The sequence below is a fragment of the Streptomyces sp. NPDC001927 genome, assembly GCF_053594455.1.
This window is the reverse complement of the sequence record NZ_JBSFEN010000003.1, coordinates 333,968-354,931: the sequence shown is the minus strand read 5'-3', so window position 1 is coordinate 354,931 and position 20,964 is coordinate 333,968. Positions and strand designations below refer to the sequence as shown.

The following is a 20,964-nucleotide window of genomic DNA, read 5'->3' as shown; positions in this document are numbered from 1 at the left end:
CACCGGAATTGACACCGCTCTGACGGCGCGCCGCGGACGCGCGCCAAGGGCCCGTCAAAGCGGGCCGACGGACCGTCAGGAGGCCGTCAATGAAGGTCATTCCGCGCCGGTTCGGGACGCAGACTCGTCCGCACGGGGGATCGGACGGCTGTCCGATCATGTGAGGTGGGAGGGTGCGTGGCTACCACGACAGGTATCGCGCAAGGTCCGGACGCGACGGCCCGGGCCGCCACCGCACCGACGGGGACAGCCGGACGACCGGCGGGCCGTCCAGGTCCGCGGCCACGAGGGGGCCGCGGTCCGGACGGCCCCACCGGCGTACCCGGAGACCCCGGCGCCCCGCCCGCCCGGCTCCTCGACCGGGCCGTGAACCGGGTCGCGCGGCGCCTGCGCGTGCTGCGCCGCCGCTACGGCGACACCCTGCCCGCCCGGCTGCGCCTGCTGCGCGGCGGCGTCCTGCTGCTCGCGGCCGCCTGCGCCGGGATCCTGCTCACCGCGGGCCTCTCCGCCTCCGGCACCTGGGACGCCGTCGCGGGCCGGCACGCCCCGCGCACGGTGAGCGCCGCCGATCTGAACCTCGCGCTCAACGACATGGACGCGCAGGCCGTCAACATCCTGCTGTCCAACGGTGACGCCGGAAAGGGCCGGCTGACCGAGTCGTACGACAAGGCGCTCCAGCTCTACGACGAGGCACGCGAGTCCGTCAGCAAGGAGCTGCGCACCCTCGCCGTGGCGGCGGAGGGCGACGAGAAGGCCCAGCGGACCGTGGAGCTCCTCACCCAGGACTTCGCCCGCTACCAGGAGTTCGTCGGGCGCGCCCTGGAGAACGACACCCGCGCCGGCGGCAAGACGGCCGCCGTCGACGACTACCGCACCGCCTACAGCCTGCTGACCGAGCGGATGCTGCCCGAGTCCCGCGCTCTCGTCGACGCCAACAACCAGCAGTTCGAGGACGCCTACGGCGCCGAACGCGAGGACCTGCGGACGCACACCGCGCTGCTCCTGGGCGTGGGCGCCGCGCTGCTCACCGTCCTCGTGGCGCTCCAGTGGTACCTCGCGCGCCGCTTCCACCGGGTCCTCAACCCGGGCGTCCTCGGCGCCACCGTCTGCGTCCTGACCGCGCTCGTCCTCGGTGCCCAGGCGCTCACCGCGACCTCCGAGGAGCTGCGGGTCGCCCGCCGCGACGCCTTCGACTCCGTCGTCGCCCTGTCGCGCGCCCGTGCCATCGCGTACGACGCCAACGCCGACGAGAGCCGCTACCTGCTCGACAAGGAGAACCGCGCCGCCCACGAGGCGGGCTTCCTGGCGAAGTCGCAGAGCCTCTACGGGGTCGAGGGCGTCAGCACCCTCGGCGGGTACGAGCCCGCGCTCACCGAGACCTGGCAGGCCTACGGTCAGGACCCTACGGACAAGCGGTTCACCGGCGAGTTCCGCCGCGAGCTGGACAACATCACCTTCCCCGGCGAGCGGGACGCCGCCGAGAGGACCGTGCAGGCGTACCTCGTCTACCAGCGCGACGACCGCACCATCCGGTCCCTCGTCGCCGCCGGCCACGAGAGCGAGGCGGTGTCCTTCTGCATCGGCTGGGACCCGGGGGAGTCCAACGCCCACTTCGGCGCGTGGATGGCGGCCCTCGACGAGGTCACCGGCATCAACCGCACCGCCTTCGCACAGGCCGCCTCGGACGGCCGGGGCGCCCTCGGCACCACCCTGCCCTGGGCCGGCCTCGCCCTGCTCGCGGCCGCCGTCCTGACGGCCCTGGGCCTGCGCTCACGCCTCGCCGAGTTCCGCTGACGGTGCCCCCGCCGGGGCCCGCGCAGGGCCCGACGGTACGCCGGGCGCAGGCGAACTCCCAGCTCAGGGCTCGGCCACGTAGAGGATGCGTAAAGAGCGCGGTGCCGGTCGTCAGGGACGCGTTAACGGCGGCCTTGACGTGGCCGAAAAGCGCTTTGCTCATCCAGTCCGAGAATCCGTTCTTCACTCAGGAGCTCACGATGGCCGACGTGGCCTTCGTCGTCACCACGATCGCGATCTTCGCGCTGGTGGCCTTCATCGCCAAGGGGGTGGCCAAGCTGTGACTGCCGAGAACATCGTCGGTCTGATCGTGGCCGTCGCCCTGCTGGTCTATCTCGTCCTCGCCCTCGTCAAGCCGGAGAGGTTCTGAGTACGGATATGAGCCCCGTTCTTGCTGGTGTCCTCCAGCTCCTCGCGCTGATCGTCGCCCTCGGCCTGGCCTACAAGCCGCTCGGTGACTACATGGCCCGGGTCTACTCCTCCGACAAGCACCTGCGGGTCGAGAAGTGGATCTACAAGGGCATCGGTGCCAACCCGAACACGGAGATGCGCTGGCCCGCCTACCTGCGCGGTGTCCTCGCCTTCTCCGCGGTGAGCGTCCTCTTCCTCTACCTGCTCCAGCGGGTGCAGGGTTCGCTCCCCGGCTCGCTCGGCTTCGCCTCCATCGACCCGGACCAGGCGTTCAACACCGCCGCGTCCTTCGTCGCCAACACCAACTGGCAGTCGTACTACGGCGAGCAGGCCATGGGCCACGTCGTGCAGACCGGCGGCCTCGCGGTGCAGAACTTCGTCTCGGCCGCGGTCGGCATCGCCGTCGCCGTCGCCCTCGTGCGCGGCTTCGCCCGCTCGCGTACCGGTGAGCTCGGCAACTTCTGGTCCGACCTGGTCCGCGGCACCATCCGCATCCTGCTCCCGATCTCCATCGTGGGCGCGCTCATCCTGGTCGCCACCGGCGCCATCCAGAACTTCTCCGGCATCCACGAGGTCGGCCAGTTCACGGGCGGCACGCAGCAGTGGAACGGCGGCGCCGTCGCCTCCCAGGAGGTCATCAAGGAGCTGGGCACCAACGGTGGCGGCTACTTCAACGCCAACTCGGCCCACCCCTTCGAGAACCCGAACCCGTTCTCGAACCTCTTCGAGATCTGGCTGATCCTGGTCATCCCGTTCGCGCTGACCCGCACGTTCGGCCGCATGGTCGGCTCGCTCAAGCAGGGCTACGCGATCCTGGCGACGATGGCCACCATCTGGCTCGGCTTCACCGCGCTCATGATGTGGACCGAGTTCCACCACGGCGCTCCGGTGTACGACATCGCCGGCGGCGCGATGGAGGGCAAGGAGACCCGCTTCGGCATCGGCGGCTCGTCGATCTTCGCCGTGGCGACGACCCTCACCTCCACGGGTGCGGTCAACTCCTTCCACTCCTCCTTCACCGGCTTCGGCGGCGGCATCACCATGCTGGGCATGCAGCTCGGCGAGATCGCCCCCGGTGGTGTCGGCTCCGGCCTCTACGGCATGCTGATCATGGCGATCATCGCCGTGTTCATCGCCGGTCTGATGGTCGGCCGCACGCCCGAGTACCTGGGCAAGAAGATCGGCACCCGCGAGATCAAGTACGCGGCCTGCTACATCCTCGTCACCCCGGCGCTGGTGCTCTGCTTCACCGCCGCGGCGATGGCCCTGGACACCCCGGCCAACTCGATGACCAACAGCGGATCGCACGGATTCTCCGAGATCCTCTACGCGTACACCTCGGGTGCCAACAACAACGGCTCCGCGTTCGCGGGTCTGAACGCCGACACCCAGTGGTTCAACTCGACGATCGGCATCGCGATGCTGCTCGGCCGGTTCCTGCCCATGGTGTTCGTGCTGGCCCTGGCCGGCTCGCTCGCCGAGCAGAAGCCCGTCCCCGCGACGGCCGGCACCCTGCGGACCGAGAAGCCGCTGTTCACCGGTCTTCTGGTCGGCACGATCATGATCATCACCGGTCTGACCTACTTCCCGGCCCTCGCCCTTGGCCCGCTCGCCGAAGGGCTCGCGGCATGAACATCGATGTGAAGAAGCAAGAGGACGCCATGTCCACCGCAACCCCGACGAAGGCGCCGCACGGCGACCTGTCCGGCGGACACAAGCCGGCCGGCCGCGTCGGCGGGGGTCTGTTCGACCCCAAGCAGCTGATCAAGTCCTTCCCGGACGCGGTCAAGAAGCTCGACCCGCGCGTGATGGTCAAGTCGCCCGTGATGTTCGTGGTCCTGGTCGGCTCGGTGGTCACCACCGTGCTCGCCGTCAAGGACCCGAGCGACTGGTTCGGCTGGGCGATCGCCGTCTGGCTCTGGCTGACCACCATCTTCGCCAACCTGGCGGAGGCCGTGGCCGAGGGCCGCGGCAAGGCGCAGGCCGACACGCTCCGCAAGGCGAAGACCGACACGGTCGCCCGCCGCCTGATCGGCAAGAACGAGGAGCGCGTCCCCGGCACCGACCTCAAGATCGGTGACCTGGTGGTCTGCGAGGCCGGCGACATCATCCCCGGCGACGGTGACGTCGTCGAAGGTGTCGCGAGCGTCGACGAGTCCGCCATCACCGGCGAGTCGGCCCCGGTCATCCGCGAGTCCGGCGGCGACCGCTCGGCGGTCACAGGCGGTACGAAGGTGCTGTCCGACCGCATCGTCATCAAGATCACGACGAAGCCGGGCGAGACCTTCATCGACCGGATGATCAACCTGGTCGAGGGCGCGGCGCGCCAGAAGACCCCCAACGAGATCGCCCTCAACATCCTGCTGGCGTCCCTCACCATCGTCTTCCTGCTCGCCGTCGTCACGCTGAAGCCGTTCGCGATCTACGCGGGCGCCGACGACCAGACGTCGATGATCGTCCTCACCGCGCTCCTGGTCTGCCTCATCCCGACCACGATCGGCGCCCTGCTCTCGGCCATCGGCATCGCCGGCATGGACCGCCTGGTGCAGCGCAACGTCCTCGCCATGTCGGGCCGCGCGGTCGAGGCCGCCGGTGACGTCTCCACGCTGCTCCTGGACAAGACCGGCACCATCACGCTCGGCAACCGCCAGGCTTCCGAGTTCGTCCCGGTCAAGGGCACCACCGAGGCCGAGGTCGCGGACGCCGCGCAGCTCTCCTCGCTGGCCGACGAGACCCCCGAGGGTCGCTCCATCGTGGTCCTCGCCAAGGAGAAGTACGGCCTGCGCGAGCGCCACCAGGGCGAGCTCGACGGCGCCGAGTGGATCGCCTTCACCGCCCAGACCCGTATGTCGGGTGTGGACGTCGACGGCCGCAAGATCCGCAAGGGTGCGACCGGTTCGGTCCTGGCCTGGGTGAAGGAGCGGGGCGGCAACGTCTCCGACGACGCCCAGCAGCTCAACGACACGATCTCCCAGGCCGGCGGCACGCCGCTGCTGGTCGCGGTGGAGGACGACAAGGGCGCCCGCGTCCTCGGCGTCATCCACCTCAAGGACGTCGTCAAGGAGGGCATGCGGGAGCGGTTCGACGAGCTGCGCCGGATGGGCATCAAGACGGTCATGATCACGGGTGACAACCCGCTGACCGCCAAGGCCATCGCCGAGGAGGCGGGAGTCGACGACTTCCTCGCCGAGGCGACCCCCGAGGACAAGATGGCGCTGATCAAGCGCGAGCAGGCCGGTGGCAAGCTCGTCGCGATGACCGGCGACGGTACGAACGACGCTCCGGCCCTCGCGCAGGCGGATGTCGGCGTGGCCATGAACACCGGTACCTCGGCCGCCAAGGAGGCCGGGAACATGGTGGACCTGGACTCCAACCCGACCAAGCTCATCGAGATCGTCGAGATCGGCAAGCAGCTCCTCATCACCCGAGGCGCGCTCACCACCTTCTCGATCGCCAACGACGTGGCCAAGTACTTCGCGATCATCCCCGCGATGTTCGCCGTGGCCTACCCGTCGCTCGACAAGCTCAACATCATGGACCTGCACTCGCCGCAGTCCGCGATCCTCTCCGCGGTCATCTTCAACGCGCTGATCATCGTGGCGCTGGTCCCGCTCGCCCTCAAGGGCGTGCAGTACCGGCCGACGAGCGCGGACAAGATGCTCCGCCGGAACCTCGGGATCTACGGCCTCGGCGGCCTGATCGCCCCGTTCATCGGCATCAAGATCATCGACCTCCTCATCTCCCTCATCCCCGGAATCGGCTGATCATGAACAACTCCGTAGGAAACGCAGGGCGGCTGCTCTGGGCCGGTCTCCGCGCCCTGCTCGTCCTGACCGTGGTGACGGGTGTGCTCTACCCGCTGGTCGTCACGGGCCTGGCTCAGGTGGCGTTCAACAACAAGGCCAACGGCTCCGAGATCAAGAGCGACGGCAAGGTCGTCGGTTCGGAACTCATCGGTCAGAGCTACTACCTGCCGAAGAAGAACCCGGACGACGCCGAGGAGGCCCCGGTCGCGGACCTCAAGTGGTTCCAGCCGCGTCCGTCCAACGGTCTGGGCTCCAACAGCGTCAACACGCAGTACTCGCTGATCCTGTCGGGCGCGACCAACCGTTCCGGTGAGGACGGCGCCAAGCACGACCCGGAGACCGGCAAGGCGTCCTGCCTTCCGATCGAGGAGTACAAGACCGAGGACGACCAGGCCTCGCTCTGCTACAAGGTGCTCTCCGCCCGGGAAGCCGTCATCGCCGACAACACGGCCGCCGGCTTCACGCCCAAGGACATCCCGGCGGACGCCATCACCTCCTCCGGCTCCGGCCTTGACCCGCACATCTCCCCGGAGTACGCGGAGCTGCAGGTCCACCGGGTCGCGGAGAAGAACGGTCTCGACGTCAAGCAGGTCGAGAAGCTCGTCGCGGACAACACCGACGGCCGGACCCTCGGCTTCATGGGTGAGCCCCGCGTCAACGTCCTCAAGCTCAACATCGCGCTCAAGGAACTGACCAAGGGCTGATGGCCTTAACGCACCAGAGGGAGTCGGCGGGGCCCCGGGAAGTCCCGGACCCGCCGACTCCCGTCGCACGTGGACGACAAGAGGAAGGCAGCACGCCGATGACCCGGGTGCTTGTCGTGGAGGACGACGCGCAGCTCGCACGAGCCTTGGTGATCAATCTCCAGGCCCGTCAGTACCTGGTGGACGCGGCACCCGACGGTGCCACCGCCCTCCGGCTCGTGGCCGCGGGACAGCCGGACATGATCCTGCTGGACCTCGGACTGCCCGACATGGACGGCGTCGATGTCATCAGAGCCCTCCGCGGCTGGAGCCGGGCGCCGGTCCTGGTCCTCTCCGCCCGCAGCGGCTCCGAGGACAAGATCCGCGCGCTCGACGCGGGCGCGGACGACTACATGACCAAACCCTTCAGCATGGACGAGCTGCTCGCCCGGCTGCGGGCCGCCACCCGCCGTACGGAGGAGGCCCCGGCCCAGCCGAACACCACGCACCTCGTCGCCACCGACGAGTTCACCGTCGACCTGGTGGCGAAGAAGGTCCGCCGCGGCGACCGTGACGTACGGCTCACCCCGACCGAATGGCACCTGCTGGAGATACTGATCTGCAACCCCGGGGTCCTCGTCAGCCAGCGCCGGCTGCTCCAGGAGGTCTGGGGACCCAGTTACGGGGGAAAGACCAATTATCTCCGGGTCTACATGGCCCAGTTGCGACGCAAACTGGAACGAGACCCCTCCCACCCCCGCTATCTGATCACCGAGCCAGGCATGGGCTACCGCTTCGAGGCGTGACCCGGTCCGTCCTCCATCGAAGAAACGGCATCACACCACCATGGGACGCGGAAAGCTCCGTATCTACCTCGGCGCGGCACCGGGCGTCGGCAAGACGTACTCGATGCTCTCCGAGGGGCACCGGCGGGTCGAACGCGGCACGGACTGTGTCGTCGCGTTCGTCGAGCACCACAACCGGCCGCGTACGGAGGTGATGCTGCACGGGCTCGAACAGATCCCGCGCCGCACGATCGCCTACCGCGACACCACCTTCACCGAGATGGACGTCGACGCCGTCCTGGCGAGGAAGCCCGCCGTCGCGCTCGTCGACGAACTGCCGCACACCAACGTGCCCGGCTCGCGCAACTCCAAGCGCTGGCAGGACATCGAGGAGCTGCTCGCCGCCGGTATCGACGTCATCTCGACCGTCAACATCCAGCACCTCGAATCGCTGGGCGACGTCGTCGAGTCGATCACCGGCGTACGGCAGAAGGAGACCGTCCCCGACGAGGTCGTGCGGCGGGCGGACCAGATAGAACTGGTCGACATGTCGCCCCAGGCCCTGCGGCGACGCATGGCCCACGGCAACATCTACAAGTCCGACAAGGTCGACGCGGCCCTGTCCAACTACTTCCGCCCCGGCAACCTCACGGCGCTGCGCGAACTCGCCCTGCTCTGGACCGCCGACCGGGTCGACGAGTACCTCCAGGAGTACCGCACCGAGCACCGGGTCTCGAAGATCTGGGGCTCCCGCGAGCGGATCGTCGTCGGCCTCACCGGCGGCCCCGAGGGCCGCACCCTGATCCGCCGCGCCGCCCGGCTGGCGGAGAAGGGCGCCGGCGGCGAGGTCCTCGCCGTCTACATCGCCCGCAGCGACGGCCTCACGGCCGCCTCGCCCAAGGAACTCGCGGTCCAGCGCACGCTGGTCGAGGACCTCGGCGGCACCTTCCACCACGTCATCGGCGATCACGTCTCCTCCGGACTCCTGGAGTTCGCCCGGGGCGTCAATGCCACCCAGATCGTCCTCGGCGTCAGCCGCAGACGCTCCTGGCAGTACGTGTTCGGGCCCGGGGTCAGCGGCACGGTGGCCCGCGAGTCGGGCCCCGACCTCGACGTCCACATCGTCACCCACGACGAGATGGCGAAGGGGCGTGGCCTGCCGACCGCCCGCGGCGCGAAGCTCGGCCGCTCCCGGACCCTCTGGGGCTGGTTCACCGGCATCGTGGGCCCCGCCCTGCTCACCCTGCTCCTCGGGATCGCCCCGGACATCGGGCTCGCCAACGACGTCCTGCTCTTCCTCACCCTCACCGTCGCCGCCGCCCTGCTCGGCGGGCTCAAGCCGGCCCTCGCCTCGGCGACGGTCGGGTCCCTGCTCCTGAACTACTACTTCACGCCGCCCATCGGCGAACTCACGATCGCCGACCCGAAGAACATCGTCGCCCTCGTGGTCTTCCTGGGCGTGGCGATCTCCGTGGCCTCCGTGGTGGACCTGGCGGCCCGCCGCACCCAGCAGGCCGCGCGCTCGCGGGCCGAGGCCCAGACGCTGTCCTTCCTGGCCGGGAGCGTGCTGCGCGGCGAGACCAGCCTGGATTCGCTCCTCGAACGGGTCCGGGAGACCTTCGCCATGGAGTCGGTCGCCCTCCTCGAACGCCGCGAGGAGTCCGACCCCTGGTCCTGCGTCGCCTCCGTGGGCACCCGGCAGTGCGAACGGCCCGAGGACGCGGATGTGGACATGCCCATCGGCGACCACCTGGCGCTCGCCCTGACCGGCCGGGTCCTGCCCGCCGAGGACCGGCGCGTGCTCGGCGCCTTCGCCGCCCAGGCCGCGACCGTCCTGGACCGGCAGCGGCTCGTCGGCGAGGCCGAGGAGGCCCGCAAGATGGCCGAGGGCAACAAGATCCGCACCTCGCTCCTGGCTGCGGTCAGCCATGACCTGCGTACCCCGCTGGCCGGCATCAAGGCCTCGGTCACCTCGCTGCGCGCCGACGACATCGAGTGGTCCGAGGAGGACCGCGCGGAGCTCCTCGAAGGCATCGAGGACGGCGCCGACCGCCTCGACCACCTCGTCGGCAACCTGCTGGACGTCTCCCGCCTGGAGACCGGCACCGTCACCGCCGTCATCCGCGAGACCGACCTCGACGAGGTCGTCCCGATGGCGCTCGTCGGGGTGCCGGAGGGCAGCGTGGAGCTCGACATCCCCGAGACGCTGCCGATGGTCGCCGTCGACCGGGGCCTCCTGGAACGGGCCGTCGCCAACATCGTCGAGAACGCCGTCAAGTACAGCCCGACGGACGAGCCGGTCCTGGTGGCCGCCAGCGCCATCGCCGACCGCGTCGAACTGCGCGTGGTGGACCGCGGCCCGGGCGTCCCCGACGAGGCCAAGGACCGGATCTTCGGCGCCTTCCAGCGCTACGGCGACGCCCCGCGCGGCGCCGGCGTCGGCCTGGGCCTGGCCGTGGCCCGCGGCTTCATCGAGGCCATGGGCGGCACGGTGGCCGCCGAGGACACCCCGGGCGGCGGACTGACGATGGCCGTCAGCCTCCGCATGGCCGAGGGCCTGCCCCTGTCCCGCGCGGAACTCCCGGCGGCGACGACCACGTAGGGACCTGTCCGGAGGCGGCGAATGTGCGGGGCAACGCCCGTGCGGCGCAGGTGTGTTGGCGTAACGGCCTCACAGGCCTCACCGCAGGGCCTGTGCCCCCGCGCTTACGCGGGGCATACTGGCAGGACGATGACGAACCGATCCGCGCCCCGGCGCCACCTGTCCACCAGCCCCTTCGCGGCTCCCACCGATCCCGTGATCAAGGACTTCGCCGTCGGTGACCGCGTCTCCCACGATCGCCACGGCCTCGGGAAGGTCATCGGCCAGGAGCCGACGGGTGCGCTGCTCGTCGACTTCGGAGCCAGCCAGGTCCGAGTCCTCAGCCCCTACAAGGGCATGCACAAGCTCTGACGGCCCCCTCTACGGCCCCGACAGCCTGACGAGAGACCGCCCCGGTGCCCCGAGCACCGGGGCGGCTTTCGTTCCGGTGCCTACGATGGGCCCATGTCGCAACGCGAACCGTCCCCAGCTGCGAGCGTGGTGCACCAGCGCACACCGGGCGCCCCCGAGCTCGCGGCGGCGGCGGGGGTGTTCGCGCTCCTCGCGGACCCGACCCGGCTGCACCTGGTCTGGCTCCTGTCGCGCGGGGAGTCCGACGTCACCGCCCTCGCGGAGGCCTGCGGCGCGGCCCGCCCGGCCGTGAGCCAGCACCTGGCCAAGCTGCGGCTCAGCGGGCTGGTCCAGCATCGGAAGGACGGCCGCCGCGTCGTCTACACGCTGCCCGACGGCCATATGCGGCGCCTCGTGGTCGAGGCGATCAGCCATGCCGACCACCAGGTGACCGGAGAGCCCTGGCACGACTGAACCACGGCTTCTCGTCCACGTGTGCGCAAGCATGCACATGTTCGCTACGGTGGTCACGACCCCCGGAGCCGAACGAGGGCGGGCCCCATGCTGTCCGTGCTGCGTCACCGCACCTACCGTCGCCTCTTCACCGCGCAGCTCGTCGCCCTGGCCGGCACGGGGCTCGCGACCGTCGCCCTCGCCCTCCTCGCGTACGACCTCGCGGGCGCCGACGCCACCGCCGTCCTAGGAACCGCGCTCGCGATCAAGATGGTCGCCTACGTCACCGTCGCGCCCCTGGCCGGCGCTCTGGCGGGCCGGATACCCCGCCGGGCGCTGCTCGTCGCCATGGACCTCACGCGGGCCACGGCCGCCCTCGCCCTGCCCTTCGTCACCGAGGTCTGGCAGATCTACGTCCTGATCCTGCTGCTCCAGGCCGCCTCGGCCGCCTTCACCCCGACCTTCCAGGCGACCGTCCCCGACGTCCTGCCCGACGAGCGCGACTACACCCGCGCCCTCGCCCTCTCCCGCCTCGCGTACGACCTGGAGAACCTCTTCAGCCCCGCGCTCGCGGCCGCGCTGCTCACGGTCCTCCCGGCCGGCCTGCTCTTCACCGGGACCGCCGTCGGCTTCCTCGCCTCCGCCGCCCTCGTCGCCTCCGTCCTCCTGCCCGCCCCCGCAGCCGTGTCCGCCTCCGGCTCCGCCCCGGCCGGGCGGACCGGTGGCATCCGGCTCGTCCTCGCCACCCCGCGCCTGCGCGCCCTCCTCGCGCTCGACCTGGTCGTCGCCGCCGGCGGCGCGCTGGTCCTCGTCACCACCGTCGTCCTGGTCCGCGAGGTCCTCGGCCGCCCGGCCGGCGACGTCACGCTCGCCCTCGGCGCGTACGGAGCGGGCTCCATGGCCGTCGCGCTGCTGCTGCCCCGCGCCCTGGAGCGGGCCGGCGACCGCACCGTGATGCTCCCCGCCGCCTTCGTGACGGCCGGAGTCCTGCTCCTCCTCCCGGCGGCCGGGGAGGCCGTCCCAGGACCCTGGGCCTGGCCCGGCCTGCTCGTCGCCTGGCTGCTGCTCGGAGCCGCCTCCTCGGCCGTCCTCACGCCCGGCGGGCGGCTGCTGCGGCGCTCGGCGGGCAGCGCGGACCTGCCCGCCGTCTTCGCCGCCCGGTTCTCCCTCGCCCACGGCTGCTGGCTGCTGACCTACCCCCTGGCGGGGTGGACGGCCTCGCGCGCCGGCCTCGCGGTCGCCTCCGGCGCGCTCGGCCTCCTCGCCCTCGGCGCGGCCTTCGCCGCCCTACGGCTCTGGCCGCGCGAGGACCCGGAGGCCCTGGAGCACCGCCATCCCGAGCTGGCCGTCGACCATCCGCACCTGGCCGGCGCGGACGGCCCCTGTCACGTGCACGACTTCCGTATCGACGCCCTTCACCCGCGCTGGCCCGACCGCGCGAAGCGCAGCGTGACCAGCTCGAAGGGGCGCAGGGACAGCTCCACGTCCCCGTCGGGCGCCAGGTCGGTGAGGGGGCGCTCCAGGAGATCGCACACCGTCACGGCGTCCCAGCCGAAGTCGGTGGTCAGGCGGGTCCGGGCCCGCCCGCCCCGGGACTCGTAGAGCCGGACCACAACGTCGCCGCTCCGGTCGTCGGCCAGCTTCACGGCGCTGACCACGACGGCGTCGTCGTCCACGACGGCCAGCGGCACGACCTCCGCGTCCCCCGGAACCACGCGCTCCGGAAGGTTGATCCGGTACCCCTCGCGCACGGCGTCGCCGACGGAGGCGCCCGGCACCAGGGCGTGCCGGAACCGGTGCACGCCCTGGTCGGTGTGCGGGTCGGGGAAGCGCGGGGCGCGCAGCAGGGACATCCGTACGGTCGTCGTCGTGCCACCGTCCTCGGGCCGTACGGTACGGGTCACGTCGTGCCCGTACGTCGAGGCCGTCACCAGGGCGATGCCCCAGCCGGGCTCCTCGAAGTGGACGAACCGGTGGTTGCAGGCCTCGAACTTGGCCGCCTCCCAGCTGGTGTTGGTGTGCGTGGGCCGGAACAGGTGGCCGAACTGGGTCTCCGCCGCGTACCGGTCGGTGTGCAGGTCGAGCGGGAACGCCGCCTTGAGGAACTTCTCCGTCTCGTGCCAGTCGACCTCCGTGTCCAGGTCGAGCCGCTTCGCCCCCGCCGCGAGCCTCAGCGTCTGCACCGCGCGCGAGGCGCCGAAGGTCCGCGTCACCCGTACGGAGACGGCCCGCGGGCCCTCCTCGGCGAGCACCACCTCGTCCGCCTCCGTCAGGTCCGTGACGGTGTTCCGGTAGAACTGGTCGACGTCCCAGGCGTCCCACATGTTCGGGAAGTCGGGGTGGATCTGCAGCAGGTTCGCCGCCGCGCCCGGGGCCAGCGTCTCCCGGCCGGTCGCCAGGTCGACCGCCGACACCACCAGGCCCCGCCCGTCCACCGTCACCCGCAGCAGCCCGTTGTCGAGGACGAACCCGCCGCCGGGCCGCGCCTGCGCCGTGGCGTCGGCCGAAGCCGCCACGACGGCCCCCGCCCCGCCCGCCGGGACGCCCGCGCGCGCGTGCGGGGCCGCGTTGAAGACCAGCTCGCCGCCCGCCACCGGGTCGCCGGCGAGGACCCGCTGCGCCCGGTCGACGATGCCGTTCAGCTCCTCGGCGACCGCCGCGTACGTCCGCTCCGCCTCCCGGTGCACCCACGCGATCGAGGAGCCGGGCAGGATGTCGTGGAACTGGTGCAGCAGCACCGTCTTCCAGATCCGGTCCAACTCCTCGTACGGATACGGCACTCCGGACCGTACGGACGCGGTGGCCGCCCACAGCTCGGCCTCCCGCAGCAGGTTCTCGCTCGCCCGGTTGCCCTGCTTGGTCCGCGCCTGACTCGTCAGCGTCGCCCGGTGCAGCTCCAGGTACAACTCGCCCACCCAGACAGGCGCGTGCGGATACTCCGCCTCCGCCTTCGCGAAGAACTCCGCGGGCCGCTCCCAGCGCACCCGCGCCGAACCCTCCAGGTCCCGCAGCCGGGCCGCCTTCGCGACCATCTCGCGCGTCGTGCCGCCGCCTCCGTCGCCCCAGCCGGTCGGCGCGATCGAGTGCCGGGCCCGCCCCTTGTCCTTGAAGTTGCGGACCGCGTGCGCGATCTCCTTGCCCTTCATCGAGCAGTTGTACGTGTCGATCGGCGGGAAGTGCGTGAAGATCCGGGTCCCGTCGATGCCCTCCCACCAGAAGGTGTGGTGCGGGAAGGAGTTGACCTGGCTCCACGAGATCTTCTGCGTCAGGAGCCACTTCGACCCGGCCGCCTTGATGATCTGAGGCAGTCCGCCCGCGAATCCGAAGGTGTCCGGCAGCCACGCCTCCTCGTTCTCGACTCCGAACTCCTCCAGGAAGAACCGCTTGCCGTGCACGAACTGACGGGCCATCGCCTCCGACGACGGCATGTTCGTGTCCGACTCCACCCACATGCCCCCGGCCGGGACGAACCTGCCCTCGGAGACCGCCTTCTTGACCCGCGCGTACACCTCGGGACGGTGCTCCTTGATCCAGGCGTACTGCTGCGCCTGCGACATCGTGTAGATGAAGTCCGGCTCGTCCTCCAGGAGCGCCGTCATGTTCGCCGTGGTCCGCGCGACCTTGCGGACGGTCTCGCGCAGCGGCCACAGCCAGGCCGAGTCGATGTGGGCGTGGCCCACCGCGCTGATCCGGTGCGCCGACGGCTCGGCGGGCGAGGCCAGCACCTCCGCGAGACGTGAACGGGCCGCGGCCGCCGTCCCGTTCACGTCCTGGAGGTCGACCGTGTCCAGGGCGCTCTCCACGGCCCGCAGGATCTCCCAGCGGCGGGCGCCGTCCACCGGCAGCTCCGCCATCAGCTCGCCGAGCACCTCCAGATCGATCACCAGCTGCCACACGGTCTCGTCGAAGACCGCCAGGTCCATCCGCGCGAACCGGTACTGCGGGGTGTCGCCCGCGGTCTCCTTCTCGCCCAACTCGGTCGGCAGGAAGGGGTGGTAGTCCAGGATCACCGGATTGGACGCGGCCTCCACATGCAGCAGCACCTCCTCGCCACCGACGGCCCGCTCGGCGATCCGCACCCACTGGTTGCGCGGATTGAGCCCCTTCACCGGCGAGCCGTCGGGCCGGTAGACGAGACCCTCGCACTGGAAGCCGGGCATGTTCGCGTCGAAGCCCAGGTCGATCAGCGCCTCCACCGTCCGGCCCGCCCACGCCTCCGGCACCACCCCGGAGACGGTCAGCCAGCTCGTACCCCAGGGCGCGCCCCAGGCGTCACCCGCGGCGATCGGGGTGCGCGGGGCGGCGATCCCCTCGGCCACCGGCACCGGTTCGTCGGGCGCGGTCCAGATCCCCACCTCCAGGGGTACGGACTCCGGGTGGATCGCGGGGCGGATCCGCTCTTCCAGGACGCGCTTGAGACGGGACTCGGTCAGGGTGCGGTCGTCATGCATGCAAGTCGCTCCATCACGTGAGAGAGAACGTGGTCGTCGTCAGGTCAGGTCGACGTCGTCGACGGAGACCGTCTCGGTGATCCCGCGTGCGCTGAGATGATCGCGGTCCGAGGCCCGCGACGCCAGTACGACCGCCGGCCGCGCGCCGTCCGCCGCGAGCCGCATGAAGGCCTCGAAGAAGGCCCCGCCCGGCGCGCACGTCGAGCGTTTCGGCGCCTCGTCCGGCAGGTCGAGGACGAGCGCCGTGGTCCGTGGAAGGGGCCGGTGGTGTGCCCGGGCACGGACCTCGGCGACGGCCTCGGCGAGCGCACGCCCGGCCGGTTTCACCTTCCGCTCGCTGGTCAACAGGCCGAGGCTGTACTCCAGTTCGGGGAAGTCGGCGAGTGACCGGTCGACGTCGTGGGAGCACCACCAGGTGACGCCCCAGAGGTCCGGGCAGTCGAGCGCCGCCGCCACCGTCGTACGGGTGAAGGCGGCGGCCCGGTCGGGCGCGATGAGCGGGGCGGGCGCCCCGACCTCCTGGAGCCACACCGGGCGCGCCGGGTCGTCGGCCCAGGCCTTCGACAGCTCGATCAGATAGGCGGCGTGCTGCCCGGTCGCGACGGAGTCGGGGCCGTGGCGCTGGGCGGTGCCGTTGAAGACCCAGGAGTGGACGGCCGTGACCGCGCCGAGCCGGGCCGCCTGGGCCGGGGTGAAGGGGTGGTCGTCCAGGTACCAGGCGGCGTCGTACTCCGCGTGCAGATGCAGCCGTCCGGGCGCCCCGCGCTCGCATGCCCCGAGCATGCGCCGCAGCCAGCTCTCGGCCTCGGCCGGTGTGATCCGGTCCGGATCGGGGTGCGGGTCGCCCGAGAACTGGTTGATCTCGTTGCCGAGCGTCATGCCCAGGAAGTTCGGCCGGTCCGCGAGGGCCGAGGCCAGCGTGTGCAGATAGGCGGCCTGACCGTCGAGGACCTCCGGGTCGGTGAACATGTTGCGCCGGTGCCAGGTGAGCGTCCAGGAGGGCCGGAAGTCGAAGCTGGACAGATGGCCCTGCAGCCCGTCGACGGCCACGTCCAGGCCCCGCTCGGCCGCCGCGTCCACGAGAGACACCAGCTGCTCGACCGCGCGCGGGCGGATCAGGGTGCGGTTCGGCTGGAAGACGGGCCAGAGCGGGAAGACCCGGACGTGGTCCAGGCCGAGGGCGGCGATCGAGTCCAGGTCGGCGCGGACGGGGTCGAGGTCGAAGTCCAGCCAGTGGTGGAACCAGCCCTGGCTCGGGGTGTAGTTGACGCCGAAGCGAGGGGTGTCGCGTGCAGCGGGCGTGCTCGGCATGGGTTCCTTTCCCCAGGTCATCCCTTGATGGCGCCTTCCTCGACGCCCTTGAAGAAGAACCGCTGGAGCGCGGCGAAGACGGCCACGATCGGCAGGAAGGCGATCATGGTCCCGGCCGCGATCAGCCGCGGATTGGCGGTGAACGTGCCGTCGAGGTACTGCAGCCCCACGGTGAGCGTGTACCGCTCGGGGTCGTTGAGCACGATCAGCGGCCACAGGAAGTCGTCCCACGCACCGATGAAGGTGAAGATCACCACGACGCTCAGCATGCCCCGCACGTTGGGAAGCCCCACATGGACCAGGCGCTGCCACACGTTCGCGCCGTCGACGAGCGCGGCGGCGTCCAGCTCGGGCGGGACGGCCTGGAAGGCCGTGTACATCAGCAGGACGTTCAGCATGGCGATCGCCCCCGGCAGCGCCACCCCGAGCAGCGTGTCCGTCAGGCCCATGCTCCGTACGGTCACGTACTGGGAGACGATCGTGACCTCTCCGGGCAGCACCAGCGTGGCCAGGAACAGGCCGAGCACGAGCCGCGCGCCCCGGAAGCGCAGCCGGGAGAGCGCGTAGCCGGCGAGGGTGGCCCCGACCACGTTGCCGAGGACCGCGATCGCCGCGACCGTCAGCGAGTTGAGGGCGTACGTCCAGACCGGGATGGTGTCGGCGACCTGCGCGTAGTTGGAGAACGTCGGATCGCTCGGCAGGAAGTCCGGTGTGCGGGAGTACACGTCCTCGCCCGGTCCCTTGAGCGAGGTGGACAGCTGCCACAGGAACGGGCCGACCGTGAGCAGCAGGACCAGGAGGAGCAGCGCGTAGCGGGCCGCCCGCGCGGCCGGGCCGGGTGTGCCGAAACCCCGTGAGGCTCGTACGGGCATGGTCAGGACGCCTTCCGGTTCAGCCGGGCGAGGAGCAGCATCGGGCCGACGGTGATCACGAAGAGCAGCAGGCTCAGGGCGGAGGCGTAGCCGATGTGCCCGGAGAAGCCGCGGCTGTACATCTGGATGAGCATGACCACCGACATGTCCCGGCCGCCCGGACCGCCGGTGCCGTGGGAGAGGACGTACAGCTCGGAGAAGACCCGCAGGGCGGAGACCGAGATGAGGACGGAGACGAGCATCATCGTGGTCCGCACCCCGGGCAGGGTGACGTGCCAGAAGCGGCGTACGGCGGACGCGCCGTCGACGGCGGCGGCCTCGTGCAGCTCACGGCCGACGTTCCCGAGCGCGGAGAGGTAGATGACCATGTAGTAGCCGAGGCCCTTCCACACGGTCAGGGCGATGGCGCTGAAGAGCAGCAGCCAGCGGTCGGTGAGGAAGTCCACCGGCCGGTCCGCGAGGCCGAGTTGGCCGAGCATCCCGTTGAGGAGCCCGCGGTCGTCCAGGAGCCAGCCCCAGATCAGGGCGACCACGACGGCGGAGGCGACCACCGGGGTGTAGAAGGCGGTACGGAAGAAGGTGATGCCCGGCAGCTTCTTCTCCACGAGCAGCGCGAGCAGCAGGGGAAGCAGGGTCAGCAGGGGCAGGCAGATCAGCAGATAGACGATGCTGTTGATCAGCGCGTCGGTCAACTGCTCGTCGTTCAGGGCGCGTTCGTAGTTCTCGAGACCGGTGAACCGGCCGCCGCCCAGCGGCTTGGCGTTGGTGAACGACAGGATCACCGTGTTGAGCGCGGGCCACAGGTTGAAGACGAGGAGCCAGACGACGGCCGGCGCGGCGAGCAGCCACGGCGTGAACCAGCGCCGGTGGGTCATGGGGTGCCTTCCGGGTGGGGGAGCGGCGCCGGGGGAAGTCGGCGCCGCTCGCGGTCCGGTGTTCGTTCCGTGATCGGTCCGGTGGTCAGTCCTTGAGGAGCTGGTTGGCGCGTTCGACCGCGGTGTCCAGGGCTTCCTTCGAACCGGCCTGGCCGTTGAGGGCGAGCGCGATCTGCTGGTTGACCACCGTCTTGATCGCGTCGTTGGCCTGGACGGGCTCCAGCATCGTGGCCTTCGCCAGCGAGCCGAACGCGGTGACCTTGGCGTCCCCGGCGTTCGTCCCGTCGCTCTTGCTGAAGAACGGGTCCGAGGCGGAGGCCTTGGTGGACGGGAAGATGCTGGTGAGGTGGGCGAACGCGGCCTGGTTCTCGGCGTTGGTGACCCAGCGCGCGAGCGCGAGCGCGGTGGCCCGGTTCTTGGTCGCCTTCGAGACCGACAGGCCCTGGACGTACAGCGGCGGCGTGCCCATCGCGGGGGAGGAGACCACCTGCGGCGCGAGGCTCGGGTTGTCCGTGGCCAGCGAGGTGATGTAGTTGCCGCCCGCCGTGGTCCAGGCGGCGGTGCCGGAGGAGAACAGCTTGGTGTTGCCCGCGTACGTCTCCGTCAGCACGTCCTTGGGCAGCAGCCCCTCCTTGAACGCGCCGCGGTAGGTGTCCAGGAGGGCGGCGGCCTCGGGGGTGTTGAAGGTGAAGCTCTTCCCGTCCTCGGACATCAGCTTCACCCCGGCGTTGGCGAAGTCCATCAGCCCCGGCTTGCGGCTCATCAGATAGACCGAGCCCTTCGACTTCTCCTTCACCGTCCTGGCCGCCGCGATCAGCTCGTCCAAGGAGGCCGGCGGCTTCTTCGGGTCGAGGCCGTAGCGGGTGAGCAGCGTGGAGTTCCAGTAGTTGACGTCGGTGTTGAGGTACCAGGGATAGCCGTACGTCCCCTGGTGGCCGGCGAAGGTGTACGCGGCGGTGCCGCCCTCGACGTAGTCGGCGGCCAACTTCGGGTCGGCGCCCGCCACGTCGAGCAGCATGTTCTGCTTCACCAGTGGCAGCGCGAAGTCCGGCGGCAGGTTGACGACATCGGGCAGGGTGCCGCCGGCCGCCTGGCTGAGCACCTTCTCGGAGTAGCCGTCGCCCGGCTGGTCGAGCCACTCGACCTCGACGCCCGGGTTCTTCTTCTCGAAGGCGTCGATCACGCCCTCCATGTACGCGGTGAACTTCGGCTTCAGGGCCCAGGTCTGGAGGGAGACCTTGCCCTTGACCTCGGTTCCGCCGCCCCCGCCGGCGTCGTCCGAGCCGCTCGGGTCGCCGAGGCCGCAGCCGGCGAGGGTCACCGCGGCGACCGCGGCCACGGCCAGCCGTATCCAGTGGCTGCTTGTTCGCATATGAAGGGTCTCCCGGTCTGTGCTGGCGGACTGTGCGGACGTACGGAACGCATTACTAAACCGGTCTAGCGATGGGGGACTATGCTCCCGCTACACTCCGCTGTCAAGACACTGCGCGCGCATCGGAATCGGGTGAGACCGGCCGTGCGCGAGACCGAGGGGGCGCCGCGTGGCCAGACCGACGATCGCCGACATCGCCCGCCGGGCCGGGGTGTCCAAGGGCGCCGTGTCCTTCGCGCTCAACGGTCGCCCGGGGGTGAGCGACACGACGCGCGCCCGCATCCTGCGGGTCGCGGAGGAGATGAACTGGCGCCCGCACAGCGCCGCGCGCGCCCTCGGCGGAGCGCGGGCCGGCGCGGTCGGCCTCGTCCTGGCCCGCCCCGCGCGGACCATCGGTCTCGAACCCTTTTTCAGCCAGCTGCTCAGCGGACTGCAGGCCGGACTCTCCACCCGCGGCACGGCGCTCAACCTGCTGGTCGTCGAGGACACGGCCGCCGAGATCGAGGTCTACCGGCGCTGGACCTCCGAGCACCGCGTCGACGGCTTCGTCCTGGTCGACCTCCAGGTCCGCGACCCCCGGATCCCCGTCCTCGAAGAGCTCGGCGTGCCCACGACCGTCCTCGGCGGCCCCGGCCGGCACGGCAGCCTGCCCAGCGTCTGGGCCGACGACCGCGAGGCGATGGTGTCGATCGTCGACTACCTCGCCGCCCTCGGCCACCGCCGTATCGCGCACCTGGCCGGGCTCCCCGCCTTCCAGCACACCCAGCGCCGCATCCGGGCCGTACGGGACAGCGCCCGGCGGCTCGGCCTCACCGAGGCCGTCTCGCTGCCGACGGACTTCAGCGACGCCGAGGGCGCCGCCGCCACCCGGGCCCTGCTCGCCCGGCCGCAGCGGCCGACGGCGATCATCTACGACAGCGACGTGATGGCCGTCGCCGGGCTCGGCGTGGCCACCGAGATGGGTGTGGCCGTCCCTGGCGAGCTCTCCCTCGTCTCCTTCGACGACTCCGCCCTCGCCCGCATCGTCCACCCCTCCCTCACCGCGCTCTCCCGCGACACCTTCGCCCTCGGCGAGCAGGTCGCGCGGGAACTCCTCGCGGTTGTCGACGACCCGGCCTCGGCGCGGGACGTCAAGAACCCGACACCGCGCCTCACCGTCCGTGAGTCCACGGCGCCGCCCGCCCCTTGACCCGTTCGACTAAAGCCGTTTAGCCTCCGG

Annotated in this window: 16 protein-coding genes and 1 pseudogene; 12 read left to right on the top strand and 5 right to left on the bottom strand. The window is 70.9% G+C overall.

Going from position 1 to position 20,964, the window contains the following annotated elements; genetic code table 11:
* The first annotated feature begins 177 nt into the window (after positions 1–177).
* The 11 genes and pseudogenes from ACWCO8_RS09035 to ACWCO8_RS08985 all read left to right on the top strand — a co-directional run.
* On the top strand, positions 178–1,794 hold the full coding sequence (locus tag ACWCO8_RS09035; RefSeq protein ID WP_451031671.1) for a hypothetical protein: 1,617 nt from the start codon (positions 178–180) through the stop codon (positions 1,792–1,794).
* Between the two features lie 155 nt (positions 1,795–1,949).
* A complete protein-coding gene (locus ACWCO8_RS09030) occupies positions 1,950–2,078 on the top strand; it encodes a hypothetical protein (protein ID WP_362419934.1) in 129 nt (42 codons plus the stop codon).
* Positions 2,075–2,164, top strand: coding sequence for a K(+)-transporting ATPase subunit F (gene kdpF / locus ACWCO8_RS09025; protein WP_329853613.1), 90 nt, complete (start codon positions 2,075–2,077; stop codon positions 2,162–2,164). The genes ACWCO8_RS09030 and kdpF overlap by 4 nt, the downstream gene beginning before the upstream one ends.
* 8 nt (positions 2,165–2,172) lie before the next feature.
* On the top strand, positions 2,173–3,837 hold the full coding sequence (kdpA, locus tag ACWCO8_RS09020) for a potassium-transporting ATPase subunit KdpA (RefSeq protein ID WP_451031670.1): 1,665 nt from the start codon (positions 2,173–2,175) through the stop codon (positions 3,835–3,837).
* Positions 3,834–5,969, top strand: a complete 2,136-nt coding sequence (gene kdpB / locus ACWCO8_RS09015) for a potassium-transporting ATPase subunit KdpB (protein ID WP_451031669.1) — start codon at positions 3,834–3,836, stop codon at positions 5,967–5,969. Before kdpA ends, kdpB begins: the two co-directional genes overlap by 4 nt.
* Before the next feature lie 2 nt (positions 5,970–5,971).
* On the top strand, positions 5,972–6,715 hold the full coding sequence (locus ACWCO8_RS09010) for a potassium-transporting ATPase subunit C (RefSeq protein WP_451031668.1): 744 nt from the start codon (positions 5,972–5,974) through the stop codon (positions 6,713–6,715).
* Positions 6,716–6,813: 98 nt separating this feature from the next.
* Positions 6,814–7,500: a response regulator gene (locus tag ACWCO8_RS09005; RefSeq protein ID WP_451031667.1), complete on the top strand. Its 687-nt coding sequence runs from the start codon at positions 6,814–6,816 to the stop codon at positions 7,498–7,500.
* Positions 7,501–7,540: 40 nt separating this feature from the next.
* Entirely contained in the window at positions 7,541–10,081 is a 2,541-nt protein-coding gene (locus tag ACWCO8_RS09000; RefSeq protein ID WP_451031666.1) for a DUF4118 domain-containing protein, read from the top strand.
* A gap of 129 nt (positions 10,082–10,210) precedes the next feature.
* Positions 10,211–10,432, top strand: coding sequence for a hypothetical protein (locus tag ACWCO8_RS08995; RefSeq protein ID WP_362010155.1), 222 nt, complete (start codon positions 10,211–10,213; stop codon positions 10,430–10,432).
* A 93-nt stretch (positions 10,433–10,525) separates the two neighbouring features.
* On the top strand, positions 10,526–10,885 hold the full coding sequence (locus tag ACWCO8_RS08990; protein ID WP_362010157.1) for an ArsR/SmtB family transcription factor: 360 nt from the start codon (positions 10,526–10,528) through the stop codon (positions 10,883–10,885).
* Between the two features lie 87 nt (positions 10,886–10,972).
* A pseudogene (locus ACWCO8_RS08985) lies at positions 10,973–12,163 on the top strand (MFS transporter); the annotation flags it as partial.
* 116 nt (positions 12,164–12,279) lie between these two features.
* Here ACWCO8_RS08985 and ACWCO8_RS08980 read toward each other — a convergent pair.
* The 5 genes from ACWCO8_RS08980 to ACWCO8_RS08960 form a co-directional block, all read right to left on the bottom strand.
* Positions 12,280–15,315 (bottom strand): alpha-mannosidase, encoded by a 3,036-nt coding sequence (locus ACWCO8_RS08980; RefSeq protein WP_451031665.1) that lies wholly within the window; start codon positions 15,313–15,315, stop codon positions 12,280–12,282.
* A gap of 39 nt (positions 15,316–15,354) precedes the next feature.
* On the bottom strand, positions 15,355–16,626 hold the full coding sequence (locus tag ACWCO8_RS08975; RefSeq protein ID WP_451031664.1) for a glycoside hydrolase 5 family protein: 1,272 nt from the start codon (positions 16,624–16,626) through the stop codon (positions 15,355–15,357).
* Between the two features lie 17 nt (positions 16,627–16,643).
* Positions 16,644–17,498 (bottom strand): carbohydrate ABC transporter permease, encoded by an 855-nt coding sequence (locus ACWCO8_RS08970; RefSeq protein WP_451031663.1) that lies wholly within the window; start codon positions 17,496–17,498, stop codon positions 16,644–16,646.
* A gap of 2 nt (positions 17,499–17,500) precedes the next feature.
* Positions 17,501–18,373, bottom strand: a complete 873-nt coding sequence (locus tag ACWCO8_RS08965) for a carbohydrate ABC transporter permease (RefSeq protein WP_362010168.1) — start codon at positions 18,371–18,373, stop codon at positions 17,501–17,503.
* 85 nt (positions 18,374–18,458) lie between these two features.
* Positions 18,459–19,745 (bottom strand): ABC transporter substrate-binding protein, encoded by a 1,287-nt coding sequence (locus ACWCO8_RS08960; RefSeq protein WP_451031662.1) that lies wholly within the window; start codon positions 19,743–19,745, stop codon positions 18,459–18,461.
* Positions 19,746–19,914: 169 nt separating this feature from the next.
* Between ACWCO8_RS08960 and ACWCO8_RS08955 the strand changes: the two genes are divergently transcribed.
* Positions 19,915–20,934, top strand: coding sequence for a LacI family DNA-binding transcriptional regulator (locus ACWCO8_RS08955; RefSeq protein ID WP_451031661.1), 1,020 nt, complete (start codon positions 19,915–19,917; stop codon positions 20,932–20,934).
* The last annotated feature ends 30 nt before the right edge of the window (positions 20,935–20,964 follow it).